The sequence below is a fragment of the uncultured Kluyvera sp. genome (assembly GCF_902485085.1).
Taxonomy (GTDB): domain Bacteria; phylum Pseudomonadota; class Gammaproteobacteria; order Enterobacterales; family Enterobacteriaceae; genus Kluyvera; species Kluyvera ascorbata.
Window position 1 is genome coordinate 1 of record NZ_CABTJS010000037.1, and the last position, 16262, is coordinate 16262.

Below are 16262 nucleotides of genomic sequence, written 5' to 3' on the forward strand. Positions count from 1 at the left end.
CACCTGGCACGGCTGGGACGGAAGTCGCTGTCGTTCTCAAAATCGGTGGAGCTGCATGACAAGGTCATCGGGCATTATCTGAACATAAAACACTATCAGTAAGTTGGAGTCATTACCCTGACGGCGGGTAATATAGAACTGATGGTTATTCACCCGGCCTTCCCCGGTGGCCAGCACCCGCAGGGTGCCGCTGCGTTCCGCCGCGCTGAGTACCGGGTCCCACATCATCCATGCATCTGCCGCGAGATAGTCGCTGGCCGTTAAAGGATACTTAGGCGGGGCATACACAATTTTGACGTCTCCCAGCCCCAGCCCGGCCTCTTCCAGAATCTGCACCAGCAACCAATGCACGTTTGACCCTTTATTCAGGGCAATACGTTTGCCTTTGAGTTGTTCAATTGAGCGGATGTCGCTGTCATGCGGCACCACCATTGCTACGCTACGCGGTGCCGGTGGCTCCCAGGCCACGTAAAGCAACGCGTTGTCCTTCGCCTGGGCAAAGATGGGCGGCGCTTCGCCGGTAGTGCCAAAATCGATTTCATCGTTACTCAGCGCTTGCAGCAACTGTGGGCCAGCGGGATATTCGCTCCACAGTACGTTTACCCCTGAATCGGCGAAGGACTGCTCCAGAAGCTGACGCGCTTTCAGCACCCCGAGATTACCAAAGCGCTGGTAGCCAATACGCAGCTCGCGTTCGCGCGGCGGCGCAGGTAGCGGTTCGCCTGGTTTGCGCCGTTGCTTAATGACTCCCAGATGCGCCAACTGGGTGCGCAGCGCATGGCGGCTCATACCGAGCAGCGAGGCGGCCTGGCTCTGGTTGTTATCACTTTGGCTCATTGCCGTCTGGATCATGGCGCGCAGCATGCGGTCATACAGTGCGCCACTGTGCGTCTGTAGCTGACGGCGTATAAAGGTGGTCAGCTCGTCGCTTTCATCCGGCGCGGGGAGCGGTGGTGATGTGGCTGACGTGAGCCGCAGATGCTCCGGCAGGAGCAGTGCGTCGGGGTTCAGCAAGACCGCGTTGTGCAGCGTATTTTCCAGCTCGCGGATATTGCCAGGCCACGGATACGTCAGCATTAGTGCTAGCGTTTCAGGGGCAATCTGCTGTTCTGCTCGTCCAAGCCGGTGGGCGTAGCGCTGGATGAAATGCGCGGCCAGCACCGGAATGTCCTGTTTACGCTGGCGCAGCGGCGGGAGATTGACGGCAGCGATATTCAGGCGATAAAAAAGATCCTCCCGAAAACGACGTTCCTGAATGGCACGTTTAAGATCGACATGCGTCGCGGCGATCACCCGCACATTGATGCGAATCGGCCTGTGCGACCCCACGCGCGTAATTTCACGTTCCTGGAGCACGCGCAGCAGCTTGACCTGTAGCGACAGGCTCAGTTCCCCAATTTCATCAAGCAGCAGGGTGCCGCCTTCCGCAGCTTCAAACCAGCCTTCATGGCGGTGCGTCGCGCCGCTAAATGCGCCTTTCTCATGCCCAAACAGTTCGGACTCCGCCAGCGATTCGGTCAGCGCGCCGCAGTTCACCGCCAGAAACGGCGCGTTGGCGCGCGGGCTATGGTGATGAAGATAACGCGCCACCACCTCTTTACCGGTGCCGGTTTCGCCAATAATCAGCACCGTGGCGTCCGTCGGGGCAAGCCGGTTCAGCACCTTCTGAAAGGCCTGTGAAGCGGGGTCGACCAGTATCGGGCCTGATGAAGTGAGTTCTGCATTGAGCATCGTGAGTCTCCGGCTAATTCCTGTCTGGACGGTATCTTTTGCGCGGTGAATTTTCCAGAGGGGGGAAGGCGTGGTCTGTTGCCATTGCAGCAGTTTTTGCTTCTCGGCTGTTGCATTTGCAACAACGCGAGGGCAATAGAATAATCTATAATATATTGATATTTAATGTAATTTTTGTTTTTGAAAACTGGCACGCATTTCGCTAACTCCTTTATAACTGACTTAAATAACCACTTCTATAAATACCAAATATAGTTATAAGGGAAATGGATAATGACCGTACAAGCCGCAGAGAACATCAATATCTTCTGGTTTTTACCCACCCATGGTGATGGGCGCTACCTGGGGACCACCGAAGGAGGGCGTCCGGTAGACCTGCCTTACCTGCAACAGGTGGCGCTGGCGGCAGACAGCCTCGGCTACTACGGGGTGTTGATCCCCACCGGAAAAAGCTGCGAAGACTCCTGGCTTGTCGCGGCCGCGCTGGCACCGATAACGCGAAATTTACGCTACCTGGTGGCGGTACGTCCCGGCTTGCAGCCGCCGACGCTGGCGGCGCGGATGGCCGCTACTCTGGACCGGCTATCTGAAGGCCGCCTGCTGATAAACGTGGTGACCGGCGGCGACCCGGTTGAAAACAAAGGTGACGGCATTTTCTTAAGCCATAGCGAACGCTATGAAGTCACGCATGAGTTTCTTGAGGTCTATCGTCGGCTGCTGGCGGGCGAAAAAGTGGACTATCGCGGCCAGCATATTCAGGTGGAAGGCGCAGAAGTGCTGTTCCCAACGGCACAGCGCAACGGGCCTCCGCTCTATTTTGGCGGTTCGTCGGAGCAGGCCATTGATGTTGCCGCCGATCATATCGATGCCTACCTGACCTGGGGCGAGCCGCCAGCGCAGGTGGCGGAGAAATTGGCGGTGGTTAAAGCACGGGCAGAAGAGAAAGGGCGCACGCTGGAATATGGTATTCGTCTGCATGTGATTGTGCGCGAAACGGAAGACGAGGCCTGGGCCGCAGCCGATAAACTTATTGCCCATCTTGATGACGACACTATCGCGCAGGCGCAGCAGATCTTTTCTCGCATGGATTCAACCGGGCAGGCGCGGATGAGCGCGTTGCATAACGGCAATCGCGACAACCTGCGTATTGCGCCGAACCTCTGGGCGGGCGTCGGGCTGGTACGCGGAGGTGCCGGTACCGCGCTGGTGGGCAACCCGCAGCAGGTGGCTGAGCGCATCCGCGAGTATCAGGCGCTGGGGATAACTCACTTTATCTTCTCAGGCTACCCGCATCTGGAAGAGGCACACCGTTTTGCCGAACTGGTGATGCCGCTACTGCCGACTAGCACTCAGCCACGTTCGGCGAAAGGGCAGCTAAACATGGGGCCATTCGGTGAAACCATCGGCGGCGCGGCGCGCCCCGTCAAACAGGTCAGCGCGAGCTGAAGGAGGTGGTGTCATGCAACCACGGATGAGCGAACCCCACGTGGTGATCGTCGGGGGCGGATTTAGCGGTACGGCAGTCGCCATCCATCTGCTACGCGAGGCGGCGCGACCGTTACACATCAGCATTATTGAACCGCGCAACGCGTTGGGGCTGGGCGTCGCCTATTCGGCCACCGACCCGGCGCACCGGATTAACGTTCCCGCCGCGCGCATGCAGCTTGCGGGAGACGACGATGGTGCGTTTGACCGCTGGTATCGGCGTCATGGTGATTTCCCGCAGGACCCACAGGCGGTGCTAGCCGATGGCAGCATCTACCCACAGCGCGGGGCATTTGGTCGCTATCTTCAGGCCGCGTTGGCGAGCGAAGTCAGCGCGCAGCGCGGGTGGGTGAGGCATCTTCAGGACCGGGCGGTTGATTGGCACAGCGGTCAGGTGGTGACAGAAAAAGGTGAACGGCTTCAGGCCGATAGCCTGGTGCTGGCCATTAGCCATCCGCCGCCATCGCTACCGGACGCGGTAGGTGAACTGGCACAGCACTCACGGGTGATAGCGAACCCGTGGCAGTCCGGCGCGTTAGCGATCATCCCCTCTACGGCAAAGGTTGCGATTATGGGGACGGCGCTGAGCATGGGTGACGTGGTGGCCTCGCTCCACCGCCTGGGGCATCTGGGGAACATTATCGCGTTCTCACGCCACGGACTGCTATCACGCCCCAATGCGCCAATCAATTTGCCAAAATGGGCCATAAAGGCTCTGACAGGGTCGTTGCGCCAGCATCTGAAGCAAGTCCGCCAGGAGATTCGCCGCGCCGCCGAGGCCGGGTTGCCGTGGCAGGTGGTGCTGGATGCGGTACGCAGCCAGGGACAGGTCATCTGGCAGCAGATGAGTGACAAGGAAAAGCGCCAGTTCCAGCGCCATCTGCGGCGTTTCTGGGACGTGCATCGCTATCGCATTGCTCCGCAGGTGTCGCAAGCGATTGAATCACGCCAGCGCGCGGGCACATTGCGCGTGCTGGCCGCACGGCTGAAGACCACCACTCTTCATGGCGACACGCTACGTCTTGCGCTATGTGCGCGCGGTGGCGAACAACAGACAGAAACGGTGGACTATCTGGTCCTCACTACCGGTCCCGCGCACAGCAATCTGATTAGCGGTCAGCCGTTTTTAAGCGCTCTCAAGCAGGCTGGCATTATCCGCGCCGATGCGCTGGGAATGGGCATAGACGTTAACGCGCAGTCGCAGCCTGTAGGCAGCACATTACCGATTTGGGTGGCGGGTCCCGCCGCGCGCGGACGTTTTGGCGAGCTGATGGGATTGCCGCAGGTCGCCGATCACGCTCAGCAGGTTGCGCACGCAGTGCTGGAAAAACTGGGCTGCCGTCAGCGCGTTTTATCGTAAACACACCAACCTAATTTTTGGCGTCGGGCCTTTGCCGGGCGTCATGGGAGAACGCTATGTCATCACAACGTGAAATTCGTCTCAACGCCTTCGACATGAACTGCGTCGGCCACCAATCGCCGGGGCTTTGGGCCCATCCGCGCGATCGGTCCTGGCAGTATAAAGACCTGGATTATTGGGTCGATCTGGCGCGCTTGCTTGAGCGTGGCAAGTTCGACGGCCTGTTTATTGCCGATGTGCTGGGCGTCTATGACGTGTACAACGGTAACGGTGATGCAGCCATTCGCCAGGCGGCTCAGGTACCGGTAAAGGATCCGCTGGCGCTGGTCACGCCAATGGCACTGGTGACGGAGCATCTGGGCTTTGGTCTTACCGCGTCGCTGTCGTTTGAACATCCTTATCCCTTTGCCCGTCGCCTGTCGACCCTGGACCACCTGACCAAAGGGCGCGTGGGCTGGAACATTGTTACCTCCTATCTGGAAAGCGGGGCGCGCAATATCGGCCAGCAGGCGCAGACGGCGCATGATGCACGCTACGACTACGCCGATGAGTACCTGGAGGTTATCTACAAACTGCTGGAGGGCAGTTGGGAAGAGGGGGCGATTCTGCGCGACCGTGAACGCAGAATTTTCAGTGACCCGAGTAAAATTCACGCCATTAACCACCACGGCAAGTTTTTTGATGTGCCGGGTTATCATCTGTGTGAACCGTCACCGCAGCGTACGCCGGTGCTCTACCAGGCGGGGGCATCCAGCCGTGGTAAGCAGTTTGCCGCAAGCCACGCAGAGTGCGTATTTGTCGCATCGCCGTCAAAAAGCGCGCTGAAAAAGACGGTTGCGGATATTCGCCGCCGCGCCGAAGAAGCGGGACGCGACCCGCGCAGCATTCTAATCTTCAACATGCAGACGGTTATCGTTGGTGAAACCGACAAAGCCGCACAGGCGAAGTGGCAGGAGTATAAAAACTGGACCAGCTACGAAGGGGCGCTGGCGCTGATTTCTGGCTGGACGGGGATCGATTTTGGTCAGTATCAGCCGGATGAAGTCTTCACCTATGCGGAAACCAACGCCATTCAATCGGTGGTGGATACCTTCTCAACCGCTGACCCGGAGCGGCAGTGGTCGGTAAAAGCGATGGCGGATTGGGTTGGCATTGGCGGCTTTGGCCCGTTGATGGTGGGCAGCGCACAAACGGTCGCGGATGAGCTGCAATCGTGGGTGGAAGAGACGGATGTGGACGGTTTTAACCTGGCCTACGCGGTCACGCATGAAACGTTCACCGATGTCGTCGAATTGCTGATTCCTGAACTGCAAAAACGTGGGGTTTACAAACAAGAGTACAGCCAGGGAACGCTTCGCGAGAAGCTGTTCGGCGCCAGCCCCAGGTTGCAGACGCCACATCCGGGGGCAAGTTATCGTATTCATGAACAAAGCGGGATTTTAACGCCGGTGTGATACCTGAAACTCGTAGCCCAGCCAAGCGAAGCGCCGCCGGGAATGGCTCAGTGTTTCATCTGGCACCGAGCCATCCCGGAGTCGGCGAAACGCCTCGTCCGGGCTAGCGCTTAGTGTTTGATTCCGAGCGACTCAGCCAGCTGCTTCGCCAGCTGGTTGTTGTCATCCGCGCCGTACTCCCAGAACATCGCGCCTGCCAGCCCCTTGCTCTTGATGTATTCGGCCTTGATGCTCACCGAACGCGGGTTTTCATAGGAGAGCGCAAACAGCGGTTTCCCATCCGTTGACTGCACCGACAGCCACGGCACCTTCGCCTGATCGTCCCAATGTTCGGTAAAGCGCTTCTGCGGGTCGTTCAGCAGCTTGCTGACAATGTCGTTGTATTTCACGTAGGTATCTTTGCTCAAATCGACACCGAGCGATTTAAACAGATCTACCTCGTGCGGCCCAAAGTAAGGCTGGGTCACCGGGTTTTTCTGCGCATCTGGTTTGCTCCAGTCAATGCCCGGCTCGACGGTACGTTTTGGCACCCGGCCATAGAAACCAATACCCAGGTTCATCTGGCTTGGTTTCAGCCCGGCGGCGAGATAGTTATTGACCACAAAGTCGGCGCTGTATTTATCCGCCGCGGCGACCGTCGGCCATTGGGTTGAATCGTACAGGTTAGAGTTGAAGTACTGAGTGCCGTACGCCATGTCGTAGGTCATCAGGTTGATGTAATCGAGCAGCGGCGCAATGGCTTTCACGTCGACCCAGCTTTTCGGGCTTTCCGCATTCGCGCCGACGGCGATAGTCACCAGCTTTTTATGACCAAATGCCGTACGCAGATCTTTAAGCAGGGTGGTGAAGTTATCGCGGTCCGCCGGTTGGCTTGCCACCAGCCCCCACGCGCCGTTGACCGGGTATTCCCAGTCAAGGTCGATACCGTCTAAACCATATTTCGCCACCACGTCCTGCACCGAGCGGACAAACACCGCGCGGGATTCCGGCGTCGCTGCCGCGCCGGAGAAACCTCGAGCCCCCCAGCCGCCGACGGAAAGCAGGACCTTCAGGTCAGGGTTTTGCTTACGCAGAACGGGGATTTTTTCTAAGTCAGCCTGGACTTTCGGGGAGAGCCAGATTTGGTGCAGTTTGGTTGGGTCTTTTAACGCGTCGTTGGTTTCGTCTTTCTCGTCGTTGTAGATAAGGCCAAACGAATAGTTCAGGTGGGTTATCTGGCGCACATCGAGCTTATTGATATCGCCGCCAGGCCCGGCCGTCACGTCACCGCCACCGTTAAAGTAGCCGACGGACATCAAGGAATTCGCGGAAACAACCGAGGCGCAGAGCAGGGGTAATGCTGCCAGCAAAGGCAAAAGTTTCATAAACGGTCCTCTTTGACATTAAAAAAGCAAACACGCCACGGAAATGGCGTGGCGAAAAAACAACCGTTCGAACATATCACTGCCGCTGGGTTAAATCTGCGAGATGGTTCACGAGGAAGAAAAAGGGAGAGAGTAGTCTGGCTGAGCAACGCGACGCCGGAGAGAGCCCGGCGTCAGCGCTTCGCGCCTCGTCCGGGCTACAGGGAATTATCCCTGAATTTCCAGCCAGTCATCCAGCGTATAAAGCGTGGCCCCTTCGACGATCATCTCCATAAATGCGTTGGCGCTGTCCTGCGGCTGAATATTCACTCCGCGGCAGCCGTCGGTGATAACGTTAACCGCATAGCCAAGCTGTAATGCATCCAGCACGGTGAACTTCACGCAGTAATCGGTCGCAAGCCCTAACACCACAAGCTCGTCGATACCGCGCTCGTGCAGCCACGCGTCCAGACCAGTTTTCTGGCGATGACCGTTGTCGAAAAAGGCGCTATAGCTGTCGATATTGACGCTTTCGCCTTTATGGAATACGGCGTCAATATCCTGGGCGGCGAGCAGAGGATGCAGCGCCGCGCCGTCGCTGTGCTGCACGCAGTGATCCGGCCAGAAGGTTTGCGCAAGGCCGTCGAGCTCGCCCTGACTGTAGGCGTTTACGCCGTGCTGGCTGGCAAAACTGCCGTGGTTAGCCGGGTGCCAGTCCTGGCTTGCCACAACGGCATCGCCGCGAATTTTAGCGGCGCGAATCAGCAAGTTGGCGACGTCGATAGTGCTGTCACCGTCCGCGACGGCAAGCGCCCCACCGGCACAGAAATCGTTCTGTAAATCCACCAATAACAGTGCGCGTTGCGTCATCTCGCTCTCCTTATTCGTCCGGGGTCAGCTCACCGCGCAGGTTTTGCTGCATGGCGCGGCGAATGGCGTCGGCATCCAGCCCCTGGCTTAACAGATAATGTAATTTGGTCAGCGTGGCTTCCACCGTCATGTCTGAGCCGCTAATCACGCCCGCCTGTGCCAGCGCGTTACCGGTGGCGTAACCGCCCATGTTGACCTTACCGGACATGCACTGGGTAAGATTCACCACCACAATACCGCGTTTGCTGGCTTCGGCCAGCTCATTCACAAAAACGCCGTTTTGCGGCGCGTTGCCGACGCCGTAAGAACGCAGGATAAGCGCTTTTACCGGCTGAAGCAGGAAGTTACGCACCACATCGGCGGAGATGCCCGGGTAAATCGTCACCACGCCGATCGGTTGCGGCGTAATCGGGTGCACGAAAAGCTCGCCTTCGCCATGCGGCGCGGGCGGCGTCCCGAGTTTACGGATATGGATCCCTGCTTCCAGCAGCGGCTGTAGATTGGGGGAGGCGAAGGCATCAAAACCGTCGGCGTGCGCTTTGGTGGTGCGGTTGCCGCGATAGAGGCGATTATTGAAGAACAATGTCACTTCATTAATCGGGAAGTTCGCGGCGACGTACAGCGAGTTCAGCAGGTTAATTTGCCCATCGGAACGCAGCTCAGCTAAGGGGATCTGCGAGCCGGTAACGATAACCGGCTTGCCGAGGTTCTCCAGCATAAACGATAGCGCCGAGGCGGTGAACGCCATGGTATCGGTACCGTGCAGGATAACAAAGCCATCATACTCGTCGTAGTGCGCTTTAATGTCGTCGGCAATGTGCTGCCAGTCTTCCGGCGTCATGTCGGAAGAGTCCATCAGCGGGTCGTATTCGTGGATGGTAAAGTCCGGCATTTCGGGACGGTGGAACTCTGGCATCAGCGCAAGCTGGCGCTGCAGGTGACCGGAAACCGGAATGTAGCCGTGATCGGAGCGCTGCATCCCGATGGTCCCGCCGGTGTAGGCGACGTAAATGGATTTTTTTTGCATGGGGTCGTCTAATGATTAATCGAAAGAAAATCCCCTCCGTGCGGAGGGGATTGCGATTAGCGAATATTGGCGCAGGTCAGGCAAAATGCATAGCGATTTTGCGGATCGTTAAACACCGCCAGTTTATCGCTCTCGGCTTTCACTGCATTTGCAGCAGAGGCAAGCGGTGCTGGCAAGTAAGCCTGAATGGCCTGCGGCAGTGCGGCGTGAACTGAACCGGACACGCTGTCCATAATCCTATCGAAGAAGGTTGGCTCGCTCTGGTAGTAGTCAATATGCCAGGTTTTCACTTTCGCGAGCTCAGCGGCTTTCGCCACCGCATCGTCGAAGTCACCCAGGCTGTCTACCAGACCGTTAGCTTTCGCATCTTCACCGGTCCAGACGTGGCCCTGTGCAATCTTATCAATGGCCTCCGGCGTGCTGTTACGTGCTTGCGCCACCAGCGTGATAAAGCGCTTGTAGCCGCTCTCAATGCTGAGCTGCATCATCTGCTGCACTTCCGGCGGCAGAGCTTTCGTCACCGCCATATCCGCCAGCGGTGAGGTCGCCACGCCGTCGGTGTGTACGCCGATAGAATCCAGCGTATTTTCAACGGTGTTGATGACCCCGAAGATACCAATCGACCCAGTCAACGTGGATGGGCTGGCAACGATGTAGTTTGCCGGCGTAGAGATCCAGTAACCACCGGATGCCGCCATACCGCCCATCGAAACCACCACCGGTTTGCCAGCGGCTTTAGCAGCTGCCAGCTCTGCGCGGATCACTTCAGAGGCGCTGACGCTACCGCCTGGGCTATTGACGCGCAGGACGATGGCTTTCACTTTCGGGTCCAGACGCGCATCGCGAATCTGTGATGCCGTGGTGTCGCCGCCGACGTTACCCGGGGTTTCTTCACCATCCATGATAGCGCCGTTCGCGAAGATGACCGCGATGCTGGCACCGGTATCCGCCGGGGTTTTCACCGCGTAGTCATACATGCTGACCGCGCGATAGTTATTATCTGCTTTGCTCCAGCCAAACGCTTTGGTCATCGCTTTTTCGATTTCCGCGCTTGAGCCCAGCGCATCGACCAGCTTGTTGTCGAGCGCATATTTTGCCGTGTCGCCGTCGACTTTACGCAGACCGTCGAGCAGACCCTGTGCGCCAGGGAAGACCTGCTGCGCGGTAATCTGGCGGTTAGCGGCAATGGTGTTCAGGTAGTTCTGCCACAGCTCGCCAATCCAGCGGCTGTCCGCATCACGGGCGGCAGGAGACATATCGTCACGGATAAACGGCTCAACGGCGGATTTATAGGTGCCGACGCGGAACACGTGGGTCGAAACCTTCAGCTTATCCAGCAGCGATTTGTAGTACAGCCCGTTGGTCGCGAAACCATGAAGGTCAACCACGCCCTGCGGCGACAGCCAAATCTTGTTGGCGAAGCTCGCGAGGTAGTACTGCCCCTGGCTGTAGCTATCGCCGACGGCATACACCGGCTTACCGGCATCGCGGAACTCGCGCAGCGCCTTACCGATATATTGCATCGACGGCTGATCGCCACCGGCAAAGTTTTTCAGATCCAGCACGATGCCGGTGATATTGCGGTCATCTTTAGCCTGGCGAATAGTCTGCACGATATCGAACAGCGAGTTTTCCTGCAGGCGGTCAGAGCTGGCGCCGAAAATCTGGCGGCCAATCACGCTGAGTTTGCTGCTGGCGGAAGGTTTATCCACCACCACGCCGCTGATATCCATCAGCAGTGCACCACGGTTGCTGCTCTCGCTTGTGCTACTGCTACTCACCTGCATCCAGATGCCGACGCCAACCAGCACCAGCAGAATAAAGAACAGGTTCAGCACCAGCTCACGTACGAAGTTGAGCAGCCGCCACGTCCATTTAAAGAATCCGGCAATAAAGCGCCATAGGGTTCGCATGTATTCTCCCTGAAAGAAATAAAAGGTCCACCGAAACGGTGGAACGTGTGGCTATCCTAAATAGACCGTCGCCGCTTGTCAGCAGGAATCGCCTGTGGCGCTGTAACAAAATCCTCGCGCATGTTAATTTTATGAAAAATAACATGAGAGGGTTACTCAATGGACGCACTTGAATTACTCGTTAATCGCCGCAGCGCATCCCGTCTGGCAGAGCCAGCACCCACCGGGGAAGCACTGGAAAATATCCTCCGTGCCGGTATGCGCGCGCCGGATCACGGCACGCTGCAGCCGTGGCAGTTTGTGATTATTGAAGGCGAAGGCCGCGAGCGTTTCAGCCAACTGCTGGAGCAGGGGGCGGTGGCTGCGCAAAGCGATGAAAAGGCCGTTGAGAAAGCGCGTAATGCGCCTTTCCGCGCGCCGATGATTATCACCGTGATTGCGAAATGCCAGGATCACCCGAAGATCCCTCAATGGGAGCAAGAGATGTCCGCAGGCTGCGCGGTAATGGCGATGCAGATGGCGGCCGTCGCTCAGGGCTTCAACGGTATCTGGCGCAGCGGAGCGCTGACGGAAAGCCCTGTCGTGCGTGAAGGGTTCCAGTGCGGTGCGCAGGACAAAATCGTCGGCTTCCTCTATCTGGGCACGCCGCAGCTCAAAGCCTCCACCACCATTACTTTCCCGGATACGGCACCGTTCGTCCGTTATCTCTAGAAAAACCGCGACGATTGTCTGGATTATAGGCAACTGCCCCCGAATTCAGACAGTCGTACTTATCACGGCTCTGTTCTGGCGTTAACATACACCCCCTATGCAAATGCCAGAGCAATGACAGGAGTTGTCCATGAGCGAGCAGGCCATTCGTTTAACGCAGTACAGCCACGGAGCGGGTTGCGGTTGTAAAATTTCACCGAAGGAGCTGGAAACCATCCTGCACAGCGAGCAGACGAAGTTTATCGACCCGAACCTGCTTGTCGGTAACGAAACTCGCGACGATGCCGCCGTTTATGACCTGGGTAACGGTACCTCGGTCATCAGCACCACCGATTTCTTTATGCCTATCGTCGATAACCCGTTCGACTTTGGCCGCATTGCGGCGACCAACGCCATCAGCGATATCTTCGCCATGGGCGGTAAGCCGATTATGGCGATTGCCATCCTCGGTTGGCCGATTAACAAACTGGCGCCGGAAATTGCCCGTGAAGTGACCGAAGGCGGGCGTTTTGCCTGCAAACAGGCCGGTATTGCGCTGGCGGGGGGGCACTCTATTGACGCACCAGAACCTATTTTTGGCCTGGCGGTCACCGGGATCGTCCCGACCGAACGCGTTAAGAAAAACAGCACCGCACAGGCGGGCTGCAAGCTGTTCCTGACCAAACCGCTGGGGATTGGCGTGCTGACCACCGCCGAGAAAAAATCGCTGCTGAAGCCAGAACATCAAGGGCTGGCGACGGAAGTGATGTGCCAGATGAACCTGGTCGGCTCTGCGTTTGCCAACATCGAAGGCGTCAAAGCGATGACCGACGTGACCGGTTTTGGTCTGCTCGGCCACCTGAGCGAAATGTGCCAGGGCGCAGGCGTACAGGCACAGATTGATTTCGACGCGGTGCCTATGCTGCCGGGCGTTGAAGAATACATCGAGCTTGGCGCCGTGCCGGGCGGTACCGAACGTAACTTTGCCAGCTACGGGCACCTGATGGGCACCATGACCGATTCCCAACGCGCGCTGCTCTGCGACCCGCAAACCTCCGGCGGGCTGCTGCTGGCGGTCACGCCGGACGCAGAAGACGCGGTGCACGCGGCTGCCGCGGAATTTGGTATCAAACTGACCGCCATCGGCGAACTGGTGACCGCACGCGGTGGCCGTCCGATGATCGAGCTGCGCTGAACCCATGCGGCTGTTCATAGCGGAAAAACCGAGTCTGGCCCGCGCCATCGCTGACGTATTGCCGAAGCCCCATCGAAAGGGCGACGGCTTTATAGAGTGTGGCAACGGCCAGGTTGTGACCTGGTGTATCGGCCACCTTCTGGAACAGGCTCAGCCGGATGTTTATGACAGCCGCTATGCGCGCTGGAATCTGCAGGATTTACCGATTGTGCCGGAAAAATGGCAGCTTCAGCCCCGGCCATCGGTGACAAAACAGCTCAACGTGATTAAGCGCTTTCTGCATGAAGCCAGTGAAGTCATCCACGCGGGTGACCCCGATAGAGAGGGGCAGTTGCTGGTGGATGAGGTGCTGGATTATTTGCAGCTGTCGGCGGAAAAGCGTCACCAGGTACAGCGCTGCTTAATCAACGACCTTAACCCACAGGCGGTAGAGCGGGCGATTTCACGCCTACGCGCGAACAGCGAGTTTATCCCGCTGTGCGTGTCGGCGCTGGCCCGCGCTCGCGCCGACTGGCTGTACGGCATCAATATGACCCGGGCTTACACCATTCTTGGGCGTAACGCGGGTTATCAGGGCGTGCTCTCCGTTGGCCGCGTACAGACCCCGGTATTGGGGCTGGTGGTGCGCCGTGATGAAGAAATTGAGCACTTTGTCTCGAAGGATTTCTTCGAAGTCAAAGCGCATATCGTCACGCCGAAAGAGGAACGCTTTACGGCTACCTGGCAGCCAAGCGAGGCCTGCGAGCCGCATCAGGATGAAGAGGGCCGTCTGCTGAACCGCGCGCTGGCTGAGCACGTGGTGAAGCGCATTAGCGGCCAGCCTGCGCTGGTCACGGCCTACAACGATAAGCGCGACTCCGAACCGGCTCCGCTGCCGTTTTCACTGTCGGCATTGCAGATTGAAGCGGCCAAACGCTTTGGCCTGAGCGCGCAGAACGTGCTGGATATCTGCCAGAAACTGTACGAAACCCATAAACTTATCACCTATCCGCGTTCCGATAGCCGCTATCTGCCGGAAGAACATTTTGCTGGGCGACACGCGGTGATTAACGCCATTGGCGTGCACGTGCCGGATCTGCTGCCGCAGCCGGTGGTGAACACCGATACTCGCAATCGCTGCTGGGACGACAAAAAGGTCGATGCTCACCACGCTATCATTCCCACGGCGCGCGCCAGCAAGGTCAATCTTAGTGAGAACGAGGCGAAGGTTTATAACCTCGTCGCCCGTCAGTATCTGATGCAGTTCTGCCCGGATGCGGTATACCGCAAATGTCAGATAGATCTTGATATTGCTAACGGTAAGTTCGTAGCGAAGGCGCGTTTCCTGGCGGAGGCCGGTTGGCGCACGCTGCTCGGGGCGAAAGAGCGCGATGAAGAGAACGACGGTACGCCGCTGCCGGTGGTCGCTAAAGCGGATGAACTGCTGTGCGAAAACGGCGAAGTGGTGGAGCGACAAACTCAGCCGCCGCGCCATTTTACCGACGCAACGCTGCTGTCGGCGATGACCGGGATTGCCCGTTTCGTGCAGGATAAAGATCTGAAAAAAATCCTGCGCGCGACCGATGGATTAGGGACGGAAGCGACGCGCGCGGGGATTATTGAACTGTTGTTTAAGCGTGGTTTCCTGACCAAAAAAGGGCGCTACATTCACTCGACTGACGCCGGGAAAGCCCTGTTCCACTCGCTGCCGGAGATGGCCACTCGTCCAGACATGACGGCTCACTGGGAGTCGACGCTGACCCAAATCAGCGAGAAGCAGTGCCGTTATCAGGACTTTATGCAGCCGCTGGTGGGGACGTTATTCCAGCTTATCGATCAGGCGCGCAGTACGCCGGTAAGACAGTTCCGTGGGCTGGTTGCGCCGGGGGGCGCGAAGAAGTCGTTCATCAAAGGCAAAGGGAAGAGCAAGAAGCCAGCGGCGAGCCCAGAACAGGACGCGTAGCCGGCCGAGCGTAGCGACGCCGGAGAAATCCCGGCGTCGGCGCTAAAGCGCCTCGTCCGGGCGACCAGCGAGATAACATCAGCCGGAAAGCACCAAACGGCAGACACAAAAAAAGCGCTATCACTAGCGCCTTTTTTTACACCATCGAAAGTCAGGATTTTGACTCTTCTGCTTCCGGTAGCGTGACGTTGAGTTCCAGAATCGAAATATCCCCGTCTTTTTGCTCTAACTGCACCGTGACCATTTCTGGGTCAATCTGCACGTACCTGCAAATCACTTCCAGAATATCCTTCCTTAACTGCGGCAGATAGTGCGGTTCTGCATCACTGCGGCGGCGTTCCGCGACGATGATTTGCAGGCGTTCTTTAGCAATGTTGGCGGTATTCTTTTTCCGTGAGAGAAAAAAGTCGAGTAATGCCATGATTTATCCTCCGAACAGGCGTTTGAGGAAACCTTTCTTCTCTTCTTCAATGAAGCGGAAAGGACGTTCTTCTCCCAACAGACGATCGACGGTGTCGGCGTAGGCTTTACCTGCGTCAGACACGGTATCCAGAATAACCGGTTCGCCCTGGTTAGAAGCGCGAAGTACGGATTGATCTTCCGGAATAACACCGACCAGTTTGATGCGCAGGATCTCCAGCACATCTTCCATGCTCAGCATATCGCCTTTGTTAACGCGGCCTGGGTTGTAGCGCGTTAACAGCAGGTGTTCTTTAATTGGCTCTTCACCGTTTTCTGCGCGGCGAGATTTCGACGCCAGAATGCCCAGAATACGGTCGGAGTCACGAACGGACGACACTTCTGGGTTAGTGGTGATGATCGCTTCATCAGCGAAATAGAGCGCCATTAGCGCACCGGTTTCGATACCGGCAGGGGAGTCGCAGACCACGAAGTCGAACTCCATCTTCTTCAGCTCATCGAGCACTTTCTCGACGCCTTCGCGGGTCAGCGCATCTTTATCACGGGTCTGAGAAGCAGGGAGGATATAAAGATTTTCGGTGCGCTTATCTTTGATTAATGCCTGATTCAGCGTGGCATCGCCCTGGATAACGTTCACGAAATCATAAACTACACGACGTTCGCAGCCCATGATCAGGTCAAGGTTACGCAGACCGATATCAAAATCGATAACGACCGTTTTCTTTCCCTTCTGCGCCAAACCAGTCGCGATGGCCGCGCTGGAGGTGGTCTTACCCACGCCCCCTTTACCTGAAGTCACAACAATAATGCGTGCCATAGAAATTCCTTGTTA

13 protein-coding genes and 1 pseudogene are annotated in these 16262 nt (G+C 57.4%); 7 read left to right on the forward strand and 7 right to left on the reverse strand.

The window, feature by feature from the left end; all coding sequences use genetic code 11:
• Positions 1-102 (forward strand): IS1 family transposase (locus RDN66_RS05530; protein WP_000496773.1); only part of this gene is annotated, 102 nt, incomplete at its 5' end.
• A gap of 18 nt (positions 103-120) precedes the next feature.
• Here RDN66_RS05530 and RDN66_RS05535 read toward each other — a convergent pair.
• Positions 121-1731, reverse strand: a pseudogene (locus tag RDN66_RS05535) (sigma 54-interacting transcriptional regulator); the annotation flags it as partial.
• A gap of 273 nt (positions 1732-2004) precedes the next feature.
• Here RDN66_RS05535 and ssuD point away from each other — a divergent pair.
• Genes ssuD through RDN66_RS05550 form a run of 3 tightly spaced genes read left to right on the forward strand, consistent with a single transcriptional unit; the run spans position 2005 to position 6030 of the window.
• Positions 2005-3177, forward strand: a complete 1173-nt coding sequence (ssuD, locus tag RDN66_RS05540) for an FMNH2-dependent alkanesulfonate monooxygenase (protein WP_202215944.1) — start codon at positions 2005-2007, stop codon at positions 3175-3177.
• 13 nt (positions 3178-3190) lie between these two features.
• The gene (locus tag RDN66_RS05545; protein ID WP_227675087.1) at positions 3191-4576 is read left to right on the forward strand and encodes an FAD/NAD(P)-binding protein; all 1386 of its coding nucleotides are present in this window, start codon (positions 3191-3193) and stop codon (positions 4574-4576) included.
• A 56-nt stretch (positions 4577-4632) separates the two neighbouring features.
• Positions 4633-6030 (forward strand): LLM class flavin-dependent oxidoreductase, encoded by a 1398-nt coding sequence (locus RDN66_RS05550; RefSeq protein ID WP_308537652.1) that lies wholly within the window; start codon positions 4633-4635, stop codon positions 6028-6030.
• 110 nt (positions 6031-6140) lie between these two features.
• Here the strand turns inward: RDN66_RS05550 and RDN66_RS05555 are convergent, their stop codons facing one another.
• From RDN66_RS05555 to sppA, 4 genes are all read right to left on the reverse strand, one after another.
• Positions 6141-7394 (reverse strand): glycoside hydrolase family 18 protein, encoded by a 1254-nt coding sequence (locus tag RDN66_RS05555; RefSeq protein ID WP_035894593.1) that lies wholly within the window; start codon positions 7392-7394, stop codon positions 6141-6143.
• Between the two features lie 207 nt (positions 7395-7601).
• Positions 7602-8243 carry a bifunctional nicotinamidase/pyrazinamidase gene (pncA, locus tag RDN66_RS05560; RefSeq protein ID WP_308537653.1) on the reverse strand — a complete coding sequence of 214 codons (642 nt, stop codon included), beginning with the start codon at positions 8241-8243 and terminating at the stop codon, positions 7602-7604.
• A gap of 10 nt (positions 8244-8253) precedes the next feature.
• Complete coding sequence (gene ansA, locus RDN66_RS05565) at positions 8254-9270, reverse strand: asparaginase (protein WP_123652388.1); 1017 nt, start codon at positions 9268-9270, stop codon at positions 8254-8256.
• Between the two features lie 56 nt (positions 9271-9326).
• Positions 9327-11183, reverse strand: a complete 1857-nt coding sequence (gene sppA / locus RDN66_RS05570; protein ID WP_308537654.1) for a signal peptide peptidase SppA — start codon at positions 11181-11183, stop codon at positions 9327-9329.
• Between the two features lie 159 nt (positions 11184-11342).
• Here sppA and RDN66_RS05575 point away from each other — a divergent pair, with 159 nt between their 5' ends.
• The 3 genes from RDN66_RS05575 (at position 11343) to RDN66_RS05585 (ending at position 15010) form a co-directional block, all read left to right on the forward strand.
• Positions 11343-11894, forward strand: coding sequence for an NAD(P)H nitroreductase (locus RDN66_RS05575; RefSeq protein ID WP_035894588.1), 552 nt, complete (start codon positions 11343-11345; stop codon positions 11892-11894).
• Between the two features lie 130 nt (positions 11895-12024).
• A complete protein-coding gene (gene selD, locus RDN66_RS05580; RefSeq protein WP_308537655.1) occupies positions 12025-13068 on the forward strand; it encodes a selenide, water dikinase SelD in 1044 nt (347 codons plus the stop codon).
• 4 nt (positions 13069-13072) lie between these two features.
• Positions 13073-15010, forward strand: a complete 1938-nt coding sequence (locus RDN66_RS05585) for a DNA topoisomerase III (RefSeq protein ID WP_308537656.1) — start codon at positions 13073-13075, stop codon at positions 15008-15010.
• 151 nt (positions 15011-15161) lie between these two features.
• Here RDN66_RS05585 and minE read toward each other — a convergent pair whose 3' ends face one another.
• Positions 15162-15431 carry a cell division topological specificity factor MinE gene (gene minE / locus RDN66_RS05590; protein ID WP_035894584.1) on the reverse strand — a complete coding sequence of 90 codons (270 nt, stop codon included), beginning with the start codon at positions 15429-15431 and terminating at the stop codon, positions 15162-15164.
• Between the two features lie 3 nt (positions 15432-15434).
• The gene (gene minD / locus RDN66_RS05595) at positions 15435-16247 is read right to left on the reverse strand and encodes a septum site-determining protein MinD (RefSeq protein ID WP_035894583.1); all 813 of its coding nucleotides are present in this window, start codon (positions 16245-16247) and stop codon (positions 15435-15437) included.
• Positions 16248-16262 lie beyond the last annotated feature (15 nt).

Bases quoted from the DNA above. Each gene is read 5' to 3' on its own strand.
- RDN66_RS05575 (WP_035894588.1), top strand. From the start codon at position 11,343: ATGGACGCACTTGAATTACTCGTTAATCGCCGCAGCGCATCCCGTCTG.
- ansA (WP_123652388.1), bottom strand. From the start codon at position 9,270: ATGCAAAAAAAATCCATTTACGTCGCCTACACCGGCGGGACCATCGGG.
- RDN66_RS05545 (WP_227675087.1), top strand. From the start codon at position 3,191: ATGCAACCACGGATGAGCGAACCCCACGTGGTGATCGTCGGGGGCGGA.
- ssuD (WP_202215944.1), top strand. From the start codon at position 2,005: ATGACCGTACAAGCCGCAGAGAACATCAATATCTTCTGGTTTTTACCC.
- selD (WP_308537655.1), top strand. From the start codon at position 12,025: ATGAGCGAGCAGGCCATTCGTTTAACGCAGTACAGCCACGGAGCGGGT.
- minD (WP_035894583.1), bottom strand. From the start codon at position 16,247: ATGGCACGCATTATTGTTGTGACTTCAGGTAAAGGGGGCGTGGGTAAG.
- RDN66_RS05555 (WP_035894593.1), bottom strand. From the start codon at position 7,394: ATGAAACTTTTGCCTTTGCTGGCAGCATTACCCCTGCTCTGCGCCTCG.
- RDN66_RS05550 (WP_308537652.1), top strand. From the start codon at position 4,633: ATGTCATCACAACGTGAAATTCGTCTCAACGCCTTCGACATGAACTGC.
- sppA (WP_308537654.1), bottom strand. From the start codon at position 11,183: ATGCGAACCCTATGGCGCTTTATTGCCGGATTCTTTAAATGGACGTGG.
- RDN66_RS05585 (WP_308537656.1), top strand. From the start codon at position 13,073: ATGCGGCTGTTCATAGCGGAAAAACCGAGTCTGGCCCGCGCCATCGCT.
- minE (WP_035894584.1), bottom strand. From the start codon at position 15,431: ATGGCATTACTCGACTTTTTTCTCTCACGGAAAAAGAATACCGCCAAC.
- pncA (WP_308537653.1), bottom strand. From the start codon at position 8,243: ATGACGCAACGCGCACTGTTATTGGTGGATTTACAGAACGATTTCTGT.